Genomic DNA, 20,225 nt, shown 5'->3' on the forward strand with positions numbered 1-20,225 from the left:
GACCGAGCTGGCTGATGATGCCGGCTGATTCGTAAGGTTTGGCCAGTGACAGAGCTTCGGATTGTGGCGGAAGGTGACATCGTGCTCGATTGGAGAAGCGGGGGACTGGTGTATGGCTGAGGAATTCGAGCCACACAACATCATCGTGACCGGTGGTTGCGGGTTCATTGGGTCGAACTTCGTGCGCTGGGTGGTCGCACACCACCCTGAGTGCCATGTGACGGTGCTCGATAAGCTTACCTACGCTGGCAATCCGGCGAACATTGCGGGGCTACCTGAGTCGCAAGTCGAACTGGTTGTGGGTGACGTCTGCGACGAGGGCCTACTGAACATGGTGGTGCCTGGCCATGACGCCATAGTGCACTACGCAGCGGAATCTCACAATGATAATTCCATCGCTGATCCCGAGCCATTCGTGCGAACCAACGTTGTGGGCACCTATCGTTTACTCGAGGCTTGTCGCAAATACGACGTGCGACTTCACCATGTCTCAACCGATGAGGTCTACGGCGACTTAGCGCTTGACGAGGCGAGACGTTTTGAGCCGGACGATCCGTATAGACCCTCAAGCCCGTATTCCTCGACCAAGGCGTCCTCGGACATGTTCGTCCGCTCGTGGGTGAGGACCTATGGTGTACGCGCTACGATCTCCAATTGCTCGAACAATTACGGGCCCTACCAGCACGTTGAAAAGTTCATTCCGAGGCAGATAACTAATGTGCTATGCGGTATTCGTCCGAAGTTGTATGGGGACGGCAGGAACGTACGCGACTGGATTCACGTCGAGGACCATTCCCGCGCGGTGTGGGATATTTTGACAAGGGGTCGAGTGGGCGAGACCTACCTCATAGGCGCTGGCGACGAACGTTCGAACATAGAGATCCTTCGCGAGATACTTCGCCAGATGGGTTGGCCGGAGGATGACTTCGAGTTGGTACGCGACCGCCCGGGGCACGACCGCCGCTACGCAATCGACCCTACAAAACTTGAGCGCGAGTTGGACTGGATGCCAGCTCACACAGACTTCGCCGAAGGCCTGAGCCAGACCATCACATGGTACCGAGAGAATGAGGACTGGTGGCGTCCAGCCAAGGAAGTCACAGAGATGAAGCATGCGGAACGGGGCGGTAGCGGTCTCTGCGGTTGAATAATGGGTTAACTGATTGGTGTTGGACGGCTTGCGCTACCTCGAAGCCTCAAAGGGGACGCAAAAGCCAGGAAGTGAGTAGGGACGGGTGCCGCAAGGGGGGACGCCGGGATGTGAGCGGTTCTTGGGCCTCACGTCGCTAATAGCCAACAGGGAAGGCGTGGGCGTGGTTCCTCGCCGGTGAACTCTAACCTAGTCTCACGACCCTTCGCGCAAGAAAATAACACTCACATGTCGACATCTGTGGGCCGTTTAGGGATTGCTTGCTGCGCTTAGGGATAGGCCAACTTCAACGAGAGGCGATAATGAGGGATGACAGCTCTGATGGTTCACTCGTATGGTTTGGGGGAATCTAACTTACTTGAGCCTCGGTGCGTGGACGTGCCCACTGCCATCACAATAAAGAGCCAGCGGGCAACGTTTATCATTCATCTCCAATGCCCGTCGCCATCTTGACGCCGGTGTTATGCTATCGCCAATCTCGAATCCCCGAGCAGGGGTAAAGTCCCTCTCAAAGGAGCCACCATGGACGTCCTTTCACGCGTTGATGCCGCTTGGCAGGATTACCGCACAGACCCGGCCGCGCTTGAGCAGGCGCTTCTTTCCCTGCGCGACGAGGTCGCGCTCTCCTGCGGCACGGCCTCCCCGGAGTTCGTGACGCTCTGCAACGAGCTTGGCTCCTTCTATCGCTCCCGTGGAAACTACCAGAGCGGCGAGGCGTCGTTTATGGCCGCGCTTGCAGGCATCGAGGCGTTGGCCGGCCGCAGCGATGCCTATGCCACCTGCCTGGACAACCTCGCGGAGCTCTACCGTCTTGACGGCCGACTGGACGAGTGCGCCGCCGCCCTTGCCGAGGCGTCCACACTCTTCTCCAGCCGCCACTCGCTCGAATATGCCGCCTGCCTCAACTACCAGGGACACCTCTGCATGGCGCAGCACGATCCCGCCGGCGCCCTTGCGCGCTATCAAGCCGCCTTGGGCATCGTGCGCGAGAACGGCTCGCCAGCCTTCGAGCTCTCCACGGCCTATGCCAACGTGGCGAGCGCCCTCATGGACGAGGGCGAGCTTGCTGAGGCGGCTCGCTGCCTTGATGCTGCCTGCGATCTCTACCGCGATGGGTCGCTTCGCCGTGGCCCCCACTTTGCCTCGCTGCTCAATTCTCTGGCCACGCTGCGCGACCACATGGGAGACGTTGCCGCTGCGCGCTCGTCCTATGGCGAGGTGCTCGACATTCTGGAGTCGGGCCTTCCCGTGAACCCGGACGACGCTCGCACCGCCTTGGACAACGCGGCCTCGTTCTTCTCGCGCATCTCAGATGGCCAGGGTTCCGCACGCGCCGAGGCCCTGCGCAGGTCCCTCAGGCAGTAACGGGAGCCATGAGGTCTGCCGCGCGAAGCGCGTCATCGCCTATGCGGGAGTTCACCTCGACGGCCTGGGCGAGAAGGAAGCTCTCGTCGCTCTGGGAGAGGCCCTCTGCGTGCAGCGCCTCCACCAGTATGTGGCTTGCGCGCTCAACCTGGCCTTCGGCCTGCTCGACGTTGCCCGCGCGCCACGCGACAAGTGCCGCATCGAGCGCTTCTCGCACGGCAAGCCCCACGGGGCCCAAGGCGCCAAGCCCTCGCGGCGCCCACTTGTAGAACGGTGCGTAGCGGCGCGAGAGCGCGTAGACCGCATGCGTTGTGGCCTCCGAGAAGCGCGCAAGGCACGAGAGCGCGGCGAGGTCCTCCCCGCGGCGCGCCTGACGTCCAAAGTTGTACTGCCCTGCCTGGGCAGCTATGAGGCAGTCGTGAGCTATGAGCTTAAGGCGCAGGTCATTGGGGTAGTAGGCCAGCAGACGTTTCCGCACGCGCGTGAAGCGGCCACTTGTGTCGAGAAAGACCTCGCCGTTGGTTGCCATGGCAAGTGAGCGCTCGGGGATGCGCCGCCACTCGTCGATGCTCGTCGGCAGGCCCGGCGAACCCAGGAGCCACGCGTAGAAGCCGTCCACGGGGAATACGCCTACGCGCCTCTCGCCCATGCGCTCCGAGCTGGCGTCGCGCGGTGGAAAGCCGGCAAAGCCGCGCGTGGCAATCGCACGGTAGCGCTCCTCGAGCGCCGTGCCCGACGCGCGCCAGTCCTCCGGGTCGAGCCACACGCAGTAGCCCGGTCCCCAGTCGTGGTCACGCGAGATCTCGTCGTCAAAGCCCAGGCACTCGGAACCCGCGCCCGCAAGGCCTGCTGCCATGTGATTGCGCAGGTCCTCATAGCCACCGGAGAGAAGCTCGTCTATCGTTGCTTCGAAGAACGCCCGCGACAGGGAGAGCCCCGTCGCGGGCGCATCTGTGTCTTCTCGCATTGCGGCAGCCCTAATCGCAGCAGCCGCAGCAGCCAAAGGAGACCTCGAACTCGGGGTCAAGGCCCTGGCCAGACATGGTGCCCTTCGCGATGGCCTCGTCGGCTGCGGCCAGGCTGGGGTAGCCGTAGGCGCGCACCTCTTCGTTGGCCACGCGCTCTTGCAGGTTTACGCCCTTCTCCACAAGCGAGCGGTAGTGGTCGAGAAGTGCGCGCAGCGTGCGCTCGGAGTACGTGGAGAGCTCGCCTCTGGAGTAGGTCTCGATCGAGGTGACCTCGGGCGTGTCCTCGCTGCTGCGAATGGGGCGGCCCCTGCCCGTGAAGTGCGGATACGCCGCTGCCAGCTGGTCTGCCCAGTCAAGCTCGATCTTTACGATCTGATCGACGAGCGCGCGCTTCTCGGCTGGGATCTCTGGCACGGAGTCGCGGAGCGCCTCGAACTCCTCCGGGTGGGTCGATGCCATCATGTAGGCGTACTTCTCGGCAACGGGGTTCCTGCCTGCCTGGATGGTATCTGCGAGGTCGTCTGCATAGGAGTCAAGCGCCTCGTCAGGCCAGGCGTCAAACTGCGCGCGACGCATTGCCGAGAAGGTATTGGGCATGTCCTGGCAGTCCGCCCTGCCTCCAACGTTTTGCACCGCTTGGAACAGCTCCCATTCGGCAAGCACGATGTTGCCAATGATCTCGTCCCGCTCTGCCTTCTCGTACGCCATGTTTGCTCCCCTCGTCCCGCGCGAGTTTCCTGACACCTCACCAATAGCAGCTGGGACAGGCGGTTGGGAATCTTAATCGGGGAGAGGCCCCGTTCGCGGGGCGAAGGGAATGAGACAAAGGGACTGTCCCTTTGTCTCATTCAAGGGAAGCCCCCTCGCCAAGCTCGCTGCGGTCTCCTGTGACGGAAATCGCGCCTCGGGCGAGAAAATGACGCCGGAAGGCACGTTATCGAGGCAATCGCGTACAAAATGGCCCCTCGGGCGGCGGGATGACGCCGGAGCGAGGGTTTGAGACGGGGCTGGAGGTGCGGCCACCCCTGCGGCTCAAGTTGAGCGCTGACTGCCGCGAGCTGCTGGAAGGATGAGGCAAAGGAACCTCTCGTCTCGTTCGCTGGGCTAGGGAGCTAAGGCTCCCGCTAGCGGGTCTGGCGATGGAGTCTCCGCGGCGTCTGCTCTGAATTTCGTTGTTGGCGTAGACATTGACTACAGTTATTTATATAAATCGGATATTTAATAAATTAAGATGCCATTGAAAGACTCTAAATTATACTAATTGGCATATTGTATAGATTGGTGGTGAATTATGGCCTATAAATCGCTGAAAAAGCTCTTCTATATGGACTCCTCAAGGGACAGGTTTGCTAACAATAGGCGCCTTGCCGCCGAGAGGCTCAATGCCGAGTCCACGTTTCGCACGGGAATGATGACCAAGGAGGGCGAGCTCTTCCTTGCCGTTCCGCACGAGCTTTCTGTTCTCAGCGAGCAGACCCTTCGCAAGGAACGGGTGCTGCAAGGCCTCCAGGTCTCTATTCCCAGGATTGCCCGCGGGGCCCTTGTGCGCAGCCTAGTTGTCGACGAGGTCGTTTGCACCAACAGCCTCGAGGGAATCCACAGCACGCGGAGGCAGATCAGCGAGCTTCTGGAGTCGGCCCCGTCAACCAACAGCGAAAGCGACAAGCGATTTCGCGAGCTTGCCACGCTCTACCTGGGCCTTTCGCGCGGACAAGCGGATTGTCCAAAGTCGCTTCAGGACATTCGGGTCATCTACGACCAGGTCATGGCAGGAGAAGACCTGGGTCAGAACGCGCCGGACGGCAAGCTCTTTAGACGGCATGCCGTCGAGGTGATAGGGGAGGGTGGGAAAACCCTTCATGAGGGAGCGCAGACGGAAGGCGAGATTAACGGCGAGCTCGGCAGCATGCTTGCTCTCGTCTCGTCACCGAATGTTCCTGAGCTCTACTCGGCGCTTATTTCGCACTACATCTTCGAGTACATCCACCCCTTCTACGACGGCAACGGGCGTACCGGCCGCTATCTGTTGGCGCTCTATCTGAGCAGGCCCCTCTCAACGATCACCGCCCTCTCGCTCTCCCGAGAAATTGCGGAGAACCGGGCGCCGTATTACAAGGCCTTCCAAGAGGCTGAACACCCCATGAACCACGGGGAGCTTACGCCGTTCGTTCTGCAGATGCTCCAGTACGTCTCTGCCGCGCAGGACCGGGTGATTGATAACCTTGTCGACAAGAGCCTTCTCTTGGAGAAGAGTGAGACGGCACTAGCGGCCGCTGAGAAGACCCTGGGCCTTTCCAAGGGCGAGCACAACCTGCTGTACTTACTCGTCCAGCACGACCTGTTTGCAGCGTTCCCGGATGTTCGGTTGGACGACGCCGAGGGGTTCATGGGCATGGGGCGACAGTCCGTGCGTAAGTACCTTGGCCTCCTGGTTGAGAGGGGACTTGCCAGCCAGGTTGGCGGACGCCCCCTGCGATTCGAGTTGAGCGCTGCCGGTCGCGATCTGCTGGAAGGGGAGTGAGACAAAGGGACTGTCCCTTTGTCTCATTCCAGCTCGCGGGTGCCGGTCCAGAGCTGCCAGTACTCGCCGCGCTGTGCAAGCAGCTCCTCGTGCGTGCCGCGCTCCACAATGCGCCCGTGCTCAAGCACCATGATCGCGTTGGCGTTGCGCACGGTGGAGAGCCGGTGCGCAATCACAAAGACCGTGCGGCCGCGCATGAGGGCATCCATCCCGCGCGCGATGAGCGCCTCGGTGCGCGTGTCCACGCTTGAGGTGGCCTCGTCCAGGATGAGCACCGGCGGGTCGCTCACGGCCGCGCGGGCAATGGCGATGAGCTGACGCTGCCCCTGGCTGAGGTTCGCGCCGTCTGCCGTGACCAGTGTGTCGTAGCCGTGCGGCAGGCGCGAGATGAACGAGTCCGCGTTGGCCACGCGCGCGGCGTGGCGCACCTCCTCGTCGGTGGCGTCGAGCTTGCCAAAGCGGATGTTGTCGGCAATGCTCCCGCGGAAGAGGTGCGTGTCTTGCAGCACGATGCCCAGAGACGAGCGAAGCGACGCCTTCTTGATGTCGCGCACGTCGATGCCGTCGTAGGTTATCTTGCCCGAGCGCACGTCGTAAAAGCGATTGATGAGATTCGTGATGGTGGTCTTGCCCGCGCCCGTGGAGCCTACAAAGGCAATCTTCTGCCCCGGCTTGGCAAAGAGCGAGAGGTTCTCAAGCACCGTCTGGCCCTCGTCGTAGCCAAAGGTGACGTCCTCAAAGCGCACGTCGCCAGCGAGAGGAACCGTGGTGCCGTCCTCGCGGCGCCACTGCCAGCCCGCGGCGCCGGCCGCCATGCGGCGGGTGGAGCTGGCGGCGACGTTCGCTGCTGCGGGAGCGCCGTCGTCCTCCGCCACCTCGCCCTCCGCGCCCACGCGCTCCAGCGTGACCGTGCCCTCGTCCTTCTCGGCAGGCTCCTCCATCACCGAGAAGACCCGCTCCGCACCGGCAAGCGCCGTGAGCATGAAGTTGCCCAGCTGCGTGAGCTGGTTGATGGGCATGGCCGCCTGACGGACAAACACCAGGTAGCTGGCAAGGCTGCCCACGCCCATGTGGCCACCTATGGCAAGCGCTGCGCCCACCACGGCAACCACGGCGTAGTTGGTGTACGAGATGGCCACCGTCGCCGGCACCATCGTCGAGGCGTAGGCCTGGGCGCCGGTGCCGCTTGCCCGCAGGTCCTCGTTGAGCGCCCGGAAGCCCTCGAGGTTCTCGCCCTCGTGGTTGAAGACCTTCACGACTTTCTGGCCTGCGATCATCTCCTCCACGTAGCCGTCAAGCGCGCCCAGGGTGCGCTGCTGCTGCGAGAAGAGCCGCTTGGAGCGCCTGCCCGAGAAGCGCACGTAGGCCACGATAATCGCGTCGCAGGCCAGCGTGATGAGCGTGAGCCGCCAGTCGAGAACCACCAGAAGCACGATGGTCCCCACGGTCTGGATGGCCGCCTGCACCATGTTGGCAAAGCCGTTGTTGAGCGCCTCGGAGATGGTGTCAACGTCGTTGGTGAAGTAGCTCATCACGTCGCCGTTGCGCGTGCGGTCGAACCACGAGAGCGGCAGCGTCTCGATGTGGCCGAGAAGGTCGCGGCGGATGTCGAAGACAACGCGCTGAGCTGCGCGGACCATGGTCTGCGTGTAGCCCACGCTTGCGGCCACGCCCGCCGCGTAGATGGCGGCAGTGAGGGCGACAAGGTGCACGAAGCGCGTCCAGTCGCCGGCGCCCACGGCGTCGACCACGGGCTTGATCATGTACGTTCCGGCGAGGTTTGCCCCGCCGGTCACGCAGACCAGCACGGCTACTGCCAAGAGCTGCCAGCGGGCGTGTCCTAGGTACGAGAGAAACCTTCTCAGCGTGTGGCGCAGGTCCTTGGGACCTGCGGGGGCTCCTCCTCTACCGGGCATCGGTGGCCTCCTTTCGGGTGGTTGCGGGCGCGGCGGGGTCGGCGGGCGCGGCCGTCCGAGCTGCAGCGGTGCCCGCGCTCGTCTCGGCGGTGCCACCCACCTGCGACTCGTAGAGCTCGCGATAGATGTCGTCCGTCTGCAGCAGCTCCTCGTGCGTGCCCGTGGCGTGCACGCGCCCGTCCTCGAGCACCACGATCTGGTCGGCGTCCATGACCGAGGCCACGCGCTGCGCAATCACGACCTTGGTGACGTCCGTGAGCCGGGCGAGGTTCTCGCGTATGCGGGCGTCAGTCGCCATATCGCACGCTGAGGTCGAGTCGTCGAAGACCAGCACGCGCGGGTGCTTGAGCAGCGTGCGGGCAATGCAGAGGCGTTGCTTCTGTCCGCCGGAGACGTTGCCACCGCCGTGGCCCAGGTCTGTGTCAAGCCCGCCAATGCGGTCCAGGAACTCGTCCGCGCAGGCCAGCTGGCATGCGCGGAGCAGCTCCTCGTCCGTCGCGGCGGCGTTGCCCCAGCGCAGGTTGTCGCGGACGGTGCCCGTGAACAGGACGTTCTTCTGGAGCACAATGCCCACGCCATCACGCAGCGCCGCAAGGTCGTACTGGCGCACGTCGTGGCCGCCCACCTCTACGCTGCCGGAGTTCACGTCGTAGAGGCGCGCCATAAGCTGCACGAGCGAGGTCTTGCCGGAGCCCGTGGCACCCAGCACGCCCACGGTGGAGCCGGCGGCAAAGTGCAGGCTCACGTGGGAGAGCACGTCTTTCTCGGCTGTGGGGGAGTACTTGAAGCACGCGTCACGGAAGGCTACGTCGCCGGTCTCCACGCGAGCAATGCCGTGCGCGGGGCTCTCTATTGCGGGCTTCTCGCGCAGCACCTCGCTCACGCGGTGGATGCTCGTGACGGCGCGCGCCAGGAGGAGAAAGACGTTCGAGATCATCATCAGTGAGTTCATGATGAGCAGGACGTAGCTCATGAATCCCGTGAGCGTGCCCACACCCATCTCGCCCGCCATGATCATTTGCCCGCCAAACCACAGGAGCGCCACGCTGGCCACGTTCATTGAGAGCGTGAAGACGGGCGTGTTGATCACGGCGGTCCTGAAGGTGCGTGTGGCGGCGTTGGCAAGGCGCGCGTTCACTTGCTCGAAGCGCTCGGCCACGTAGCCCTCGCGCACGTAAGCCTTGATGGCGCGGATGGCCACGAGGTCCTCCTGCAGCGTGTCGTTGAGCTGGTCCATCGCGTTCTGCATGGCCCCAAAGAGCGGCGCCACGTGATGCACGATAAGGGCCAGGGCGCACGCCAGCGCGGGCAGGATCACAAAGAAGACCACGGCCAGCTTGGCGCTCATGGTACAGGCGATGATGAGCCCGCACACGAGCATGACCGGGCCTCTCAGCATGGGCCTAAAGCCCATCACGAGGGCGTTCTGTATCACGGTGACGTCGGTTGTCATGCGCGTGACCAGGGAGGACGTGTCAAAGTCGTCGAGGTTGGAGAAAGCGAAGTCCTGCACGTGGGCGTACTCGGCCTCGCGCAGGCCGGCGCCAAAGCCCATGGCGACCTGTGCCGAGAAGCGCGCGTAGCCCATGCCCAGCGCGCCGGCGATGGCGGCCAGCGCCACCATGCGCGCGCCGAGCGCCAGGACAAGGCCCATGTCGCCGGTGGCCACGCCCACGTCGACGATGCTTGCCATCACGAAGGGGATGCAGAGCTCGAGCGTGGCCTCGGTGAAGGCGCAGAGCGCGGCGAGCACGAACTGCCTGCGATAGGGCCTGAGGTAGCGGGAGACGAGGGCGAGGTCACTCATCGCGCGCCTCCTTGGGGACCGTCGGCGCCGCAGGGTGCGCCGGTGCCGTTGGGGCTGCCGTCGTTGCGGGGGAGTTGGCGGCGGCGAGGTTGGCGTGCACGCGCGCGAGGAGGCCGGCAAGCGTCGCGCGCTCCTCGGCGGAAAGACCGGCGAGCATGACGTCCTGCTCGCCATCGCAGACGCTGTCCCATGCGGCAAGTGCGCCGTGGCCGGTCGCGGTGAGCTCCACGGTCTTGGTGCGGCGATCCTGTCCGCGCGTGGTACGCACGAGGCCCGCCTGGCGGAGCAAGTCGAGCATGCGCGAGATGGCGGCGTCGTCCACCTCGAAATACGTGGCCATCTCGTGCTGGGTGCTTGTGCCGTGGACGGCCAGGTAGGCGAGGAGCTTGGGCTGGCCGGGGCCAAGGCCAAGGTGCGCCATACGCGGCCGCAGGTAGTTGATCTGCGCGTGGTAGGCGCGGTAGAGCAGCATGTGCATGTCGTCGAGGGAGCGTCCCTCCTGCTCCATGGTTGTCACCTCCGATGAGACAAAGGGACAGTCCCTTTGTCTCATCGATAAGGGAAAGCCTGTCTCTTGACGTATCAAGTAATTGCCTTCAGCGTATCGCGTGGCGACGCAGCTGTGGTCGTCGCTGCGAGCCGTCACAAAGTTGACGCATCAAGGGTTCACGAGCGAAGCGTGCCCTCTGCGCCGGATGTGCCGCGCGTGGTAGGGTATGTGCGCTTTTCTCGCCCTAGCGCCGGCAGGCGCCGTCTGCAAGGAGAACCCATGCGCACCCCCAAGCTTATTGCCAGCGACATCGACGGCACCATGCTCATCAACTGGGCGCCGCGTTTCTCGCCGCAGATGCTGGGGCTTGTCGAGCGCATTGTGGACGCGGGGATTGTCTTTGTCCCGGCTACCGGTCGGCAGTACACCAACCTGCGCCGGCTCTTCTCGCCCGTGGCCGACCGCATTCCGTATGTGTGCGAGAACGGCGCGCTTGCCATTCTTGATGACGAGTTGGTTTATCGTGCCACGATGGACGATGGCCTTGCGCGCGAGATCATCGAGGACATGCTGGCGGATCCCGGCTGCGAGCCCGTGGTCTCGGGAATGCGGACGGTCTACGTGCGCACTGGTGCGCCCGAGCTGGTGGACCATCTTGTCAATGTGACCGGCTACAACGTGACCGAGCTGGATGACCTCACGCACATCCCGGAGCCCTTCATGAAGGTCTCGGCGTACTGCACCGACGGCGTTCCGCGCGAGCAGCACTGGCACGACCGCTTTGGCGAGCGATGCGCGGTCAAGGTGTCTGGCCTGCAGTGGCTTGACCTGGTGCCCAATGGCGTCGACAAGGGCGTTGCGCTGGCGGCGCTGGCCGAGCGGCTGGGGATTGCGGCCGAGGACTGCGTGGCGTTTGGCGATGCCGAGAACGACGTGGAGATGCTCGAATGGGCGGGCTGCCCCGTCACGATGGAGACGTCGCTGCCTTCGGTGCTGCCGCTTGGTCGGTACCGCACCGACACCGTCGAGCACGCGTTCGAGCGGATCTTGGACGGCCCGGGGTTCGACTGGTAGCGCGGCCGCGTGGGGCCGAGGGGGTTGGTCCGCCAAAGTCGCGAACCTCCCGAAGCTGCGGACCTCCCGAAGCCGCGAACCTCCCGAAGCCGCGAACCTCCCGAAGCTGCGGACCTCCCAAACCTGCGACTTAATAGCAGTTAGCTATGTGCGCCGCTGAGAAAAACCGCAGGTAGAGCTGTTGTGCCTTCTCGCCGGGCTGCTATTAAACCGCAGCTTTCCTGGGATGGCCGGCTCTCCTCGATAGAGTGACGCCCGAACAGCGGCTTTGTACGTAGCTGCTGCGATAACGTACCCTCCGGCGCCAAGATGACGCCCGAACGGGGGTTTCCGACGGGATTCCGTACGAGAAGGACCTTCCGGCGCCGTTTTGGCGCCCGAGCAGCGATTACCTACGCACTAGCTGCAAAAACGCGCCTTCGGGCGCCTAGTGCCCCCGGCGAGAACGCCGTCCGCCGCGGCCCGCCCCCGTCGCCCGCGCCCGCGGCCGCTCGGGCCTCACCAGGCATTTGGGCCCGTAGCCGATAAGGTCCTCTCGGTGCGCGCGATGCAGCGCCTCCACCACCAGGTCGTAGTTCTTGGGGTCTCGGTACTGGATCAGCGCGCGCTGCATGGCCTTCTCGTGCGGGTTGGTGGGGCAGTAGACGTGCTTCATGGTGCGCGGGTCAAGCCCGGTGTAGTAGATGCAGGTACTCACCGTCGACGGGGTGGGGTAGAAGTCGCTCACCTGCTCGGGGTTGTATCCCAAATCGCGGCAGAACTCGGCCAGCTTGACGGCATCTTCCATCGTGGACCCCGGGTGCGAGCTCATGAGGTAGGGCACCACGTACTGCTCCTTGCCGCACGCGCGCGAGGCCTTCTCGAACTCGTGGACAAAGCGCTCGTAGACGTCGTTCGAGGGCTTGCCCATTACGCGCAGCACGTCGTCGCACACGTGCTCGGGAGCCAGGCGCAGCTGGCCGGATGTGTGGTACTCGGCCAGCTCGCGGATGAAGGTGTGGTCCTTGTCGTAGAGCGCGTAGTCAAAGCGGATGCCGCTGCGGATGAAGACCTTCTTGACGCCGGGGATCGCGCGGAGCTTGCGCAGCAGCCCCACATAGCGCTCGTGGGTTACGCGCAGGTTGGGGCAGGGCTCCGGTGCCAGGCAGCGCCGGTCGACGCATGCCCCGGCCTTGGCTTGCTTGGGGCAGGCGGGCTGCATGAAGTCGGCGGTTGGTCCGCCGACGTCGTTGATGTAGCCCTTGAAGTCGGGGTCGTGCGTCATGGCGGTGGCCTCGGCAACCAGGGACTCGTCGCTTCTCGCCTGGATGATGCGCCCCTGGTGGAAGTTGAGCGCGCAGAACGAGCACTCGCCCAGGCAGCCGCGGTTGCTGGCGAGAGAGAACTTCACCTCAGCGATGGCCGGGATGCCGCCAGCGGCGTCATACATGGGGTGCGCGGCGCGGGCGTAGGGAAGCTCGTAGACCGCGTCGAGCTCCGGCGTGGTGAGTGGCTTTGCGGGCGGGTTCTGTATCACGTAGACGCCATGCTCGTACTCCTCGACCAGCGGGTGCGAGAGGTACGGGTTGAGGTTTCTGCACTGGATGCCAAAGCTGCGCGCGTACTCGGTCTTGTCGGCGCGCATTGCCTCCCAGGTGGGGAGAACCACGGGGTCAACGCACTGCTCGGTTGTTCTCGCACGGTAGACCGTGCCGGCAATCCAGCTGATGTCGTGGACGTCCACGCCGCCGTCGAGCGCGTCGGCAATCTCGACGATGGAGCGCTCGCCCATGCCGTAGGAGATGATGTCGGCGCCGGAGTCCAGAAGGATTGAACGCTTGAGCGAATCCGACCAGTAGTCGTAGTGGGCGAGACGGCGCAGCGACGCCTCGATGCCGCCAAGCACGATGGGCACGTGCTTGTACGTGCGTCGGATGAGGTTGCCGTAGACCACGTCCGCGTGGTCGGGGCGCAGGCCCATCTGGCCGCCGGGGGAGTAGAAGTCCTTGGGGCGGCGGTGCTTCGCCACAGTGTAGTGGTTGACCATCGAGTCCATGTTGCCGCTGCATACGAGAAACGCCAGGCGCGGCTCGCCCAGGACGGTGACGCTTGCCGGATCGCGCCAGTTTGGCTGCGCGATGACGCCCACCTTGTAGCCGTGCGACTCCAGCACGCGCGTGATGATGGCGCAGGCAAAGGAGGGGTGGTCAACGTAGGCGTCGCCGCTCACAAAGACGAAGTCGCACTGGTCCCAGCCGCGCGCCTCCATGTCCTCGCGCGAGACAGGGAGGAAGGCTGAGCGGTCCGGCCCCTTGTGCGCCGAGACGGGCTTGCCGCCGTGGTTGTGGTGGGCGCCGCGGGCGCCAGTGCCGCCGTGCGCGCCGCCGCCGTGGGTGCCGGTGCCGCCGCAGACATCGCGCGAGCCGCGGCCATGCGTCCCGTGGTGCGCGCCGTGCTCGTTATCTCCACGCCGCCGTGCCTCATGCGTCTTCTCGCCCATGCGTCCCCTTTTCTCCGCTTGATCGCAACAAGTGTAGTAGAAAGGCCAGCTCACGCGTCCGCACGCGCCGGCCGTACACCGTTCCACCGTTACGTCATGAAATCGATAGCGGAATGTCAGTAACGTGTAACCTGCCAGCGAGAGCGACATATTTGGTTGCATCAGGTATGATGCTTGCGCAAACAATCGAAAGGTAACGCCTACATGGTCAGCTTCTCCCAGTTTGTCGCAGCCGTCCAGACCAATCCGTTCCTTGCCTTGGTCATGGTCCTGGTCATCGGGACCATCTTCGTAAACGGCGCGACGGACGCCGCGAACGCCATCGCCGAGCCGGTGGGAACGCGCGCCATTGGCGTCAACCAGGCCATCGTCATGAGCGTGATTTGCAACTTTGTGGGTCTTATCGGCATGACGCTCATTTCCACGGCCGTGGCCAACACCATGAGCGGCATGGTCGACTTTGGCGGAGATACACACGCCGCCCTTATCGCCCTGGCGGCTGCGACCGTAGGTATTGTGACCTGGGCTTCCATCGCCTGGGTCTTTGGCATCCCCACCTCCGAGAGCCACGCCCTCATCGCCGGCCTCACCGGAGCCGCGCTCGCCGTGCACGGCGGACTTGAAGGCGTGAACATGGGCGAATGGGTCAAGGTCATCTACGGCCTGGTGCTCTCTTCGGTTCTGGGATATGGCGCTGGCTGGATAATCGCCAAGGTCATCCCAGTGATCTTTAGGCAGGCTGACCGACGCCGCATGAATAACATCTTCAAGAAGTGGCAGGTCGTGGGTGCCGCAGGCATGGCCACTATGCACGGCGCGCAGGATGGCCAGAAGTTCATGTCCACCGCCATGATGGCCGTGCTCCTCTCGCAGGGAATGTCCGTCGACGGCGCGCAGTTCCCGCTGTGGATCGAGGTCATCTGCGCTGCGGCCATGGCCATTGGCACCGCCATCGGCGGCAAGCGCATCATCAAGAAGGTGGGCATGGAGATGGTCTCGCTCGAGCAGTACCAGGGCTTTGCCGCCTCGGTGAGCGCCACGGCGTCGCTGCTCATTGCCACGCTCACGGGCCTTCCCGTCTCGACTACCCACACGTCGACCGCCGCCATGATGGGCGCCGGCGCGGCAAAGAACGTTCGCTCCGTCAACTGGGGTGTTGCCAAGGAAATGGTCCTTGCCTGGGTCTTCACGTTCCCCGGCTGCGGCCTCATTGGATACCTGCTCACCAAGCTTTTCCTCGTCGTTTTCTAAGGAGAACCCATGCCCCGTGCCAAGAAAGAGGACATCTTCTATACCCTGCTCAAGGACTTTGCCGCGCGCATCGAGGACGCGGCCGTGGAGTACGTGAAGGTCATCACGGACTTTCCCGAGACCACGTCCGAGATTCCGCAGATGAAGGTCTACGAGAACAAGTGCGACGAGAAGGTCAAGTACATCATGGAGGAGCTCTACTCGTCCTTCGTGACGCCCATCGAGCGCTCGGACATCAACGACCTCGCGCTTGCCATGGACGACATCGTGGACTATATGAACGCCATTGCCTCGGGGCTGGACCTCTTTAACGTGAACGAGATGCGCAAGGAGGGCCCACAGATGGCAAACCTTACGCTGACTGCCGTCAAGGACATCCACGTGATGATCGACCACCTGCCTGACTACAAGAAGGACACGCTGGTCATGGAGAAGGCCATCGCTGTTGGCCACATCGAGGACGAGGGCGACCTGGTCTACCAGAACGCGCTGCGTCGCCTTTTCCTGGAGGAGCCAAACGGTCGCTATACCGTTACGTGGACGCGCCTCTTCGACCAGATGGAAAACCTGCTGGATGCGTGTGATAACACTGCTGGTGTTGTGCGCTCCGTGGTGCTCAAGGGCGCGTAGGAGAGCCTCTCATCGGCGTGTCCGGTGGCGTGAGCGCCGAAGGGCAAGTTTTCACAACAAGTGTGTACGAGACGCGCCTTCCGGCGACGGAAGGCGCGTCTCGTACAGAGTCCGTTGGAGACGCTGGCTTCGGTGCCTCCCTATTTTTGGACAAGCGTCTTTCTGTGACCCCCGGGCTGCATAAAAACGCTCTATCGGACGGGATTTTCTCATCCGTCGCATAAAAATGCGCTATCGGACGGTCTGTTAAGAGCCTCAACATCAATCATTGAATTATACTTACGCAAAGATGAATAATTCACATAACATATACAAAGCTATGTAACAGTAGTTTCATTACTGATGTAACCTCTCAAGAGGCACCGTCCGATAGAGCGTTTTTGTGCAGAACTGTCGGAATCTCCGTCCGATAGAGCATTTTTATGCGTGGGGCGACGCGCCGCCCATATGCCGGAGTCGTTGTATCTAGTGCCAATGGATTTCTGAGTACCAATCAGGCGACTTGTGCACTCGTGCAGCCGTATCTGCGAAGTCCTCTCTCCGGAATCAAGCCGGTGTCCGTATCCGAGCTCTTGTAGAAGAAGCGGACAAAGGAGCCCTTCGTGCGAATCCAGGAGACAAGGACGTTTCCTGGGGGCTGTGCCTACCGTTATGTGCTTTCTAGAACTGTCTTGTCAGATGGCAAGACAGAGTGCATACTGTCGCACCAGTGTCCGCGCCAACCAAGGAGGAGCATCGTGGAGGAAGACCATACAGGGCGCAGCGAAGCGCTCGCCGAGAAGGTCGAGCGTCTTAAACGCGAGAAAGGCGCCGTGGTTCTTGCGCACTACTACGTTCCTGCGGAAACTCAGCGCCTCGCGGATTACGTTGGCGATTCGTTCTACCTCGCTCGTCTAGCCAAGACTCTCGATGCGCCGGTTTTTGTGCTGTGCGGCGTCTCGTTCATGGCTGAGAGCGTAAAGCTTCTCAACCCCGCGCGCCGCGTTCTTATGCCAGAGCCCGCTGCGGACTGCCCCATGGCCCACATGGTGCGCCGAGAAGACGTCGATCGCGTGCGCGCAGAGGTTCCCGACCTTGCCGTCGTGGCTTACGTGAACACAACGGCCGAGGTCAAGCGCTGGGCAGACGTCTGCGTTACCTCATCGAATGCCATCAAGGTGGTGCGCGAGCTGCCTGAGAAGAACATCCTCTTCATCCCCGACATGAACCTCGGCCGCTACGTGGCGGAGCAGGTGCCCGAGAAGCACGTGATCTTGAACCGTGGCTACTGCCCCACGCACAACAAGATTGGCGTCGCCGAGGTCGAGGCGCTGGAGCTGGCGCATCCGGACGCCTTAATTCTTGCGCACCCCGAGTGCACGCGCGAGGTGCTCGACGAGGCTGACTTCATCGGTTCCACCAAGCAGATCATCGAGCGCATCGCCACGGGAGAGGAGCGCGAGTTCATCGTGCTCACCGTGGTGGGCGTCGCGGACCAGATCGCACAGCGCACCGAGGGCCAGGGCAAGCGCATCTACTTCCCCGAGCCCGCGCCTGTGTGCCCCAATATGGCCATGGTCACCCCTGAGAAGCTGCTTTCCTGCCTGGAGGACATGACGGGGGAGGTCGCGCTGCCGGAAGAGCCGCAGCGCGCTGTCGAGCCGCTCGAGCGCATGCTCGAGCTGGCGGGGAGGTGAGCGGCATGGCACCAACGGCCACAGTGGAAAGGCCTGCCCAGGCAGGCGAGAAGGCCGCGGCCCCGCAGCCGCGGGCGCTCGTGAGCGACGTCGTGATCGTGGGCTGCGGCGTGGCCGGGCTCTACTCGGCGCTCAACCTGCCGCGCGGCCTGCGCGTGACCATGATCTGCAAGGAGGACCTGGAGAGCTGCGACTCCATGCTCGCGCAGGGCGGCATCTGCGTGATGCGCGACCCCGACGACTACGACTCTTGGTTCGACGACACCATGCGCGCCGGCCACGGCGAGTGCCGCGCGCAGAGCGTGGACACCATGATCTGGTCGAGCCGCGACGTGATCCGCGACCTGGTGCGCCTGGGTGTCGACTTTGACCGCACGCCTGAGGGCGGCTTCGACTACACCCGCGAGGGCGCCCACTCGCGCCCGCGCATCCTCCACCACGCTGACGTCACGGGCAAGGAAATCACCACCAAGCTGCTCGCGCAGGTGCGCCGCCTTGCCAACGTGGAGATCCACGAGCACGTGTGCATGGACGACCTTCTCGTCGAGGGAGGCTCCTGCGTTGGCATTGTGGCGCACGACTCGCGCGGCCGGCGCCTTGAGCTGCGCGCACGCGACGTCATTCTCGCCACGGGCGGCGTCGGCGGCCTCTACGAGCGCTCGACAAACTTCCCCTGCCTCACGGGCGACGGGTGCCGCGTGGCGGCGGCACACGGCGTGACGCTCGACCACATGGACTACGTGCAGATTCATCCTACGTCGCTCTATACCGAGAAGCCCGGCCGCGCTTTTCTCATCTCCGAGAGCTGCCGCGGCGAGGGCGCCATCTTGCTCAACGCCGCAGGCGAGCGCTTCTGCGACGAGCTCCAGCCTCGCGACGTGGTGTCGAAGGCCATCTACGACCAGATGGAGCGCGAGGGCTCGCGCTACGTGCGCCTCTCGTTCGAGCGCGTTCCCGAGGACGTGATCTGCGGGCACTTCGCTCACATTTGGCAGCGCTGCCTCGAGGAGGGCTACGACATCCGCCGCGAGCCCATCCCCGTGGTGCCCGCGCAGCACTACCTCATGGGCGGCATCCACGTGGGCGCAAACTCCCAGACCACCCTGCCGCATCTCTACGCGGCGGGCGAGACAAGCTGCAACGGCGTGCACGGCGCCAACCGCCTGGCGAGCAACTCGCTTCTCGAGAGCCTCGTCTTCTCTCGGCTTGCCGCGCGCGACATCGTACGAGAAAGGCATGCCGCATGAACTCGGTGACACTTAAGCTGCAGGCAGAGCCGCTGATCCTCTCGGCGCTGCGCGAGGACATCACCAGCGAGGACGTAACCACGGCGTCGGTGATTGGCGAGAAGGCCACGGGCGAGGTACGCCTCATTGCCAAGGAGGACGGCGTCATCTGCGGGCTGGACGTGTTCGCACACACCTTCGAGCTGCTTGACCCCACGGCCACCTGCGAGTTCTCGGTTGAGGAGGGGGCCGACGTCACCGCCGGCCAGGACCTTGGCTGCGTACGCGCCCACGTGCGGGCGCTTCTCTCGGGTGAGCGGGTCGCGCTCAACTACCTGCAGCGTATGAGCGGCATTGCCACGGCGGCGCGCCGCATGTCCGCGCTCTTTGCCGGCACGCGCACGCGCCTGGTGGACACGCGCAAGACCTGCCCCAACATGCGCGTCTTCGAGAAGGAGGCTGTCCGCGTGGGCGGCGCGGGCAACCACCGCTACAACCTCTCTGACGGCGTGCTGCTCAAGGACAACCACATCGACGCCGCCGGCGGTGTTGCCAAGGCCGTTGCCGCCGCGCGCGCCTACGCGCCTTTCGTGCGCAAGATCGAGGTTGAGGTCGAGACGATCGAGCAGGTCAAAGAGGCCGTCGACGCTGGCGCCGACATCATCATGCTCGACAACATGGACCTGGACGCCATGCGCGAGGCCATCCGCGTGATCGACGGCGCGGCAGAGGTGGAGGTCTCGGGCAACGTCACGATGGAGCGCGCCGCCCGTCTCGCCGACCTGGGCGTGGACTACGTCTCTTCAGGCGCAATCACCCACTCCGCGCCCATCCTCGACCTCTCGCTCAAGCACCTCACCGTGACTTCGAATCCATGCTAGGCTGAGGAGCATGAGCGGAGAAGATCGCAGGGCAAAAATCGTAGCGCTCCTCGGCGATGCCGGGGAGCCCATTTCTGGTGGCCAGCTGGCGCGCGAGCTTGGCGTGAGCCGGCAGGTCATTGTGCAGGACGTGGCGCTTCTCAGGCGCAGCGGCGTCGAGCTGGAGTCCACGCACCGCGGCTACGTTCTGCGCAGGCACAGCTCGCCGCGGCGCATCTTCAAGGTGTACCACACCGAGGAGCAGATAGAAGACGAGCTCAACCTCATCGTTGACCTGGGTGGCACCGTGGAGGACGTGGTGGTGAACCACCGCACGTACGGGGTCATTTCCGTGCCGCTCAACGTCTCAAGCCGGCGCGACGTGGCGCGCTACCTGGCCGACATTGCGTCGAGTAGGTCGACGCCCCTCTCGCGCGTGACCTCCGGGTACCACTTCCACCACGTGAGCGCACCTTCTGAGGAGGCGCTGGACGAGATTGGCGCGGCGCTCGCGGCGCGCGGGTATCTCGTGGACCGCCTGCCGTACGAGACCGTGGAGTGACGCCTGGCTCGGGCGGCGGCGCGCGTCTCAGCACGGCCCTTGGTTGTGCCGCGTATTCTCGCCATTTAGGATTTTTCCGAACGTTTAGGGCACCCTAAACGGCGAAATCCTGCGGCATCGTAGGAGGTGCCGCGGAATCCGAACGGTTAAGTCGTCCTAAACGGCGAAATCCTGCGGCATTGGTGTGCGCTCTCTACCTTGTCCACGTTCTTCTCGCCCTACCGTGTCGGTCCTTTGTTGGCTTTGTTAC

The 20,225-nt window shown here is 63.7% G+C and carries 16 protein-coding genes; 10 read left to right on the forward strand and 6 right to left on the reverse strand.

Going from position 1 to position 20,225, the window contains the following annotated elements; translation table 11 throughout:
- Window positions 1-112: 112 nt before the first annotated feature.
- Window positions 113-1,147 (forward strand): dTDP-glucose 4,6-dehydratase, encoded by a 1,035-nt coding sequence (rfbB, locus tag AUL39_RS08420; protein WP_059055246.1) that lies wholly within the window; start codon window positions 113-115, stop codon window positions 1,145-1,147.
- A gap of 525 nt (window positions 1,148-1,672) precedes the next feature.
- Window positions 1,673-2,515, forward strand: coding sequence for a tetratricopeptide repeat protein (locus AUL39_RS08425; protein WP_059055248.1), 843 nt, complete (start codon window positions 1,673-1,675; stop codon window positions 2,513-2,515).
- Here AUL39_RS08425 and AUL39_RS08430 read toward each other — a convergent pair.
- Both AUL39_RS08430 and AUL39_RS08435 read right to left on the reverse strand, forming a co-directional pair.
- On the reverse strand, window positions 2,505-3,482 hold the full coding sequence (locus AUL39_RS08430) for a DUF4037 domain-containing protein (RefSeq protein WP_059055250.1): 978 nt from the start codon (window positions 3,480-3,482) through the stop codon (window positions 2,505-2,507). The genes AUL39_RS08425 and AUL39_RS08430 overlap by 11 nt on opposite strands.
- Before the next feature lie 10 nt (window positions 3,483-3,492).
- Window positions 3,493-4,191 (reverse strand): DUF4125 family protein, encoded by a 699-nt coding sequence (locus tag AUL39_RS08435; protein ID WP_059055252.1) that lies wholly within the window; start codon window positions 4,189-4,191, stop codon window positions 3,493-3,495.
- Window positions 4,192-4,807: 616 nt separating this feature from the next.
- On the opposite strand from AUL39_RS08435, the gene AUL39_RS08440 reads away from it, so the two are divergent.
- A complete protein-coding gene (locus AUL39_RS08440) occupies window positions 4,808-6,004 on the forward strand; it encodes a Fic family protein (RefSeq protein WP_160327061.1) in 1,197 nt (398 codons plus the stop codon).
- A 23-nt stretch (window positions 6,005-6,027) separates the two neighbouring features.
- On the opposite strand, the gene AUL39_RS08445 is transcribed toward AUL39_RS08440, so the two are convergent.
- From AUL39_RS08445 to AUL39_RS08455, 3 genes are read right to left on the reverse strand one after another with little or no spacing between them, the layout of a single operon-like run.
- A complete protein-coding gene (locus AUL39_RS08445) occupies window positions 6,028-7,920 on the reverse strand; it encodes an ABC transporter ATP-binding protein (RefSeq protein WP_059055255.1) in 1,893 nt (630 codons plus the stop codon).
- Window positions 7,910-9,727: an ABC transporter ATP-binding protein gene (locus AUL39_RS08450; protein ID WP_070807597.1), complete on the reverse strand. Its 1,818-nt coding sequence runs from the start codon at window positions 9,725-9,727 to the stop codon at window positions 7,910-7,912. Before AUL39_RS08450 ends, AUL39_RS08445 begins: the two co-directional genes overlap by 11 nt.
- Window positions 9,720-10,235: a MarR family winged helix-turn-helix transcriptional regulator gene (locus AUL39_RS08455; RefSeq protein WP_070807598.1), complete on the reverse strand. Its 516-nt coding sequence runs from the start codon at window positions 10,233-10,235 to the stop codon at window positions 9,720-9,722. Before AUL39_RS08455 ends, AUL39_RS08450 begins: the two co-directional genes overlap by 8 nt.
- Window positions 10,236-10,496: 261 nt before the next feature.
- Here AUL39_RS08455 and AUL39_RS08460 point away from each other — a divergent pair, with 261 nt between their 5' ends.
- Window positions 10,497-11,291 carry an HAD family hydrolase gene (locus AUL39_RS08460; protein WP_059055258.1) on the forward strand — a complete coding sequence of 265 codons (795 nt, stop codon included), beginning with the start codon at window positions 10,497-10,499 and terminating at the stop codon, window positions 11,289-11,291.
- Between the two features lie 427 nt (window positions 11,292-11,718).
- Here the strand turns inward: AUL39_RS08460 and AUL39_RS08465 are convergent, their stop codons facing one another.
- The gene (locus AUL39_RS08465; protein ID WP_059055260.1) at window positions 11,719-13,770 is read right to left on the reverse strand and encodes a YgiQ family radical SAM protein; all 2,052 of its coding nucleotides are present in this window, start codon (window positions 13,768-13,770) and stop codon (window positions 11,719-11,721) included.
- Between the two features lie 204 nt (window positions 13,771-13,974).
- Here AUL39_RS08465 and AUL39_RS08470 point away from each other — a divergent pair, with 204 nt between their 5' ends.
- The 6 genes from AUL39_RS08470 to AUL39_RS08495 all read left to right on the forward strand — a co-directional run bounded on the left by AUL39_RS08470 (window position 13,975) and on the right by AUL39_RS08495 (window position 19,975).
- Complete coding sequence (locus tag AUL39_RS08470; RefSeq protein ID WP_059055262.1) at window positions 13,975-15,021, forward strand: inorganic phosphate transporter; 1,047 nt, start codon at window positions 13,975-13,977, stop codon at window positions 15,019-15,021.
- 9 nt (window positions 15,022-15,030) lie between these two features.
- Window positions 15,031-15,651, forward strand: a complete 621-nt coding sequence (locus tag AUL39_RS08475) for a DUF47 domain-containing protein (RefSeq protein ID WP_059055266.1) — start codon at window positions 15,031-15,033, stop codon at window positions 15,649-15,651.
- 737 nt (window positions 15,652-16,388) lie between these two features.
- The gene (gene nadA, locus AUL39_RS08480; RefSeq protein WP_174519249.1) at window positions 16,389-17,327 is read left to right on the forward strand and encodes a quinolinate synthase NadA; all 939 of its coding nucleotides are present in this window, start codon (window positions 16,389-16,391) and stop codon (window positions 17,325-17,327) included.
- Window positions 17,328-17,332: 5 nt separating this feature from the next.
- Window positions 17,333-18,574, forward strand: coding sequence for an L-aspartate oxidase (locus tag AUL39_RS08485; RefSeq protein WP_082667341.1), 1,242 nt, complete (start codon window positions 17,333-17,335; stop codon window positions 18,572-18,574).
- Window positions 18,571-19,434: a carboxylating nicotinate-nucleotide diphosphorylase gene (nadC, locus tag AUL39_RS08490; protein WP_059055268.1), complete on the forward strand. Its 864-nt coding sequence runs from the start codon at window positions 18,571-18,573 to the stop codon at window positions 19,432-19,434. The genes AUL39_RS08485 and nadC overlap by 4 nt, the downstream gene beginning before the upstream one ends.
- A 10-nt stretch (window positions 19,435-19,444) precedes the next feature.
- Window positions 19,445-19,975, forward strand: a complete 531-nt coding sequence (locus AUL39_RS08495) for a transcription repressor NadR (RefSeq protein WP_059055269.1) — start codon at window positions 19,445-19,447, stop codon at window positions 19,973-19,975.
- Window positions 19,976-20,225: the final 250 nt, after the last annotated feature.

Source organism: Tractidigestivibacter scatoligenes (assembly GCF_001494635.1).
GTDB classification, from domain to species: Bacteria; Actinomycetota; Coriobacteriia; order Coriobacteriales; family Atopobiaceae; genus Tractidigestivibacter; species Tractidigestivibacter scatoligenes.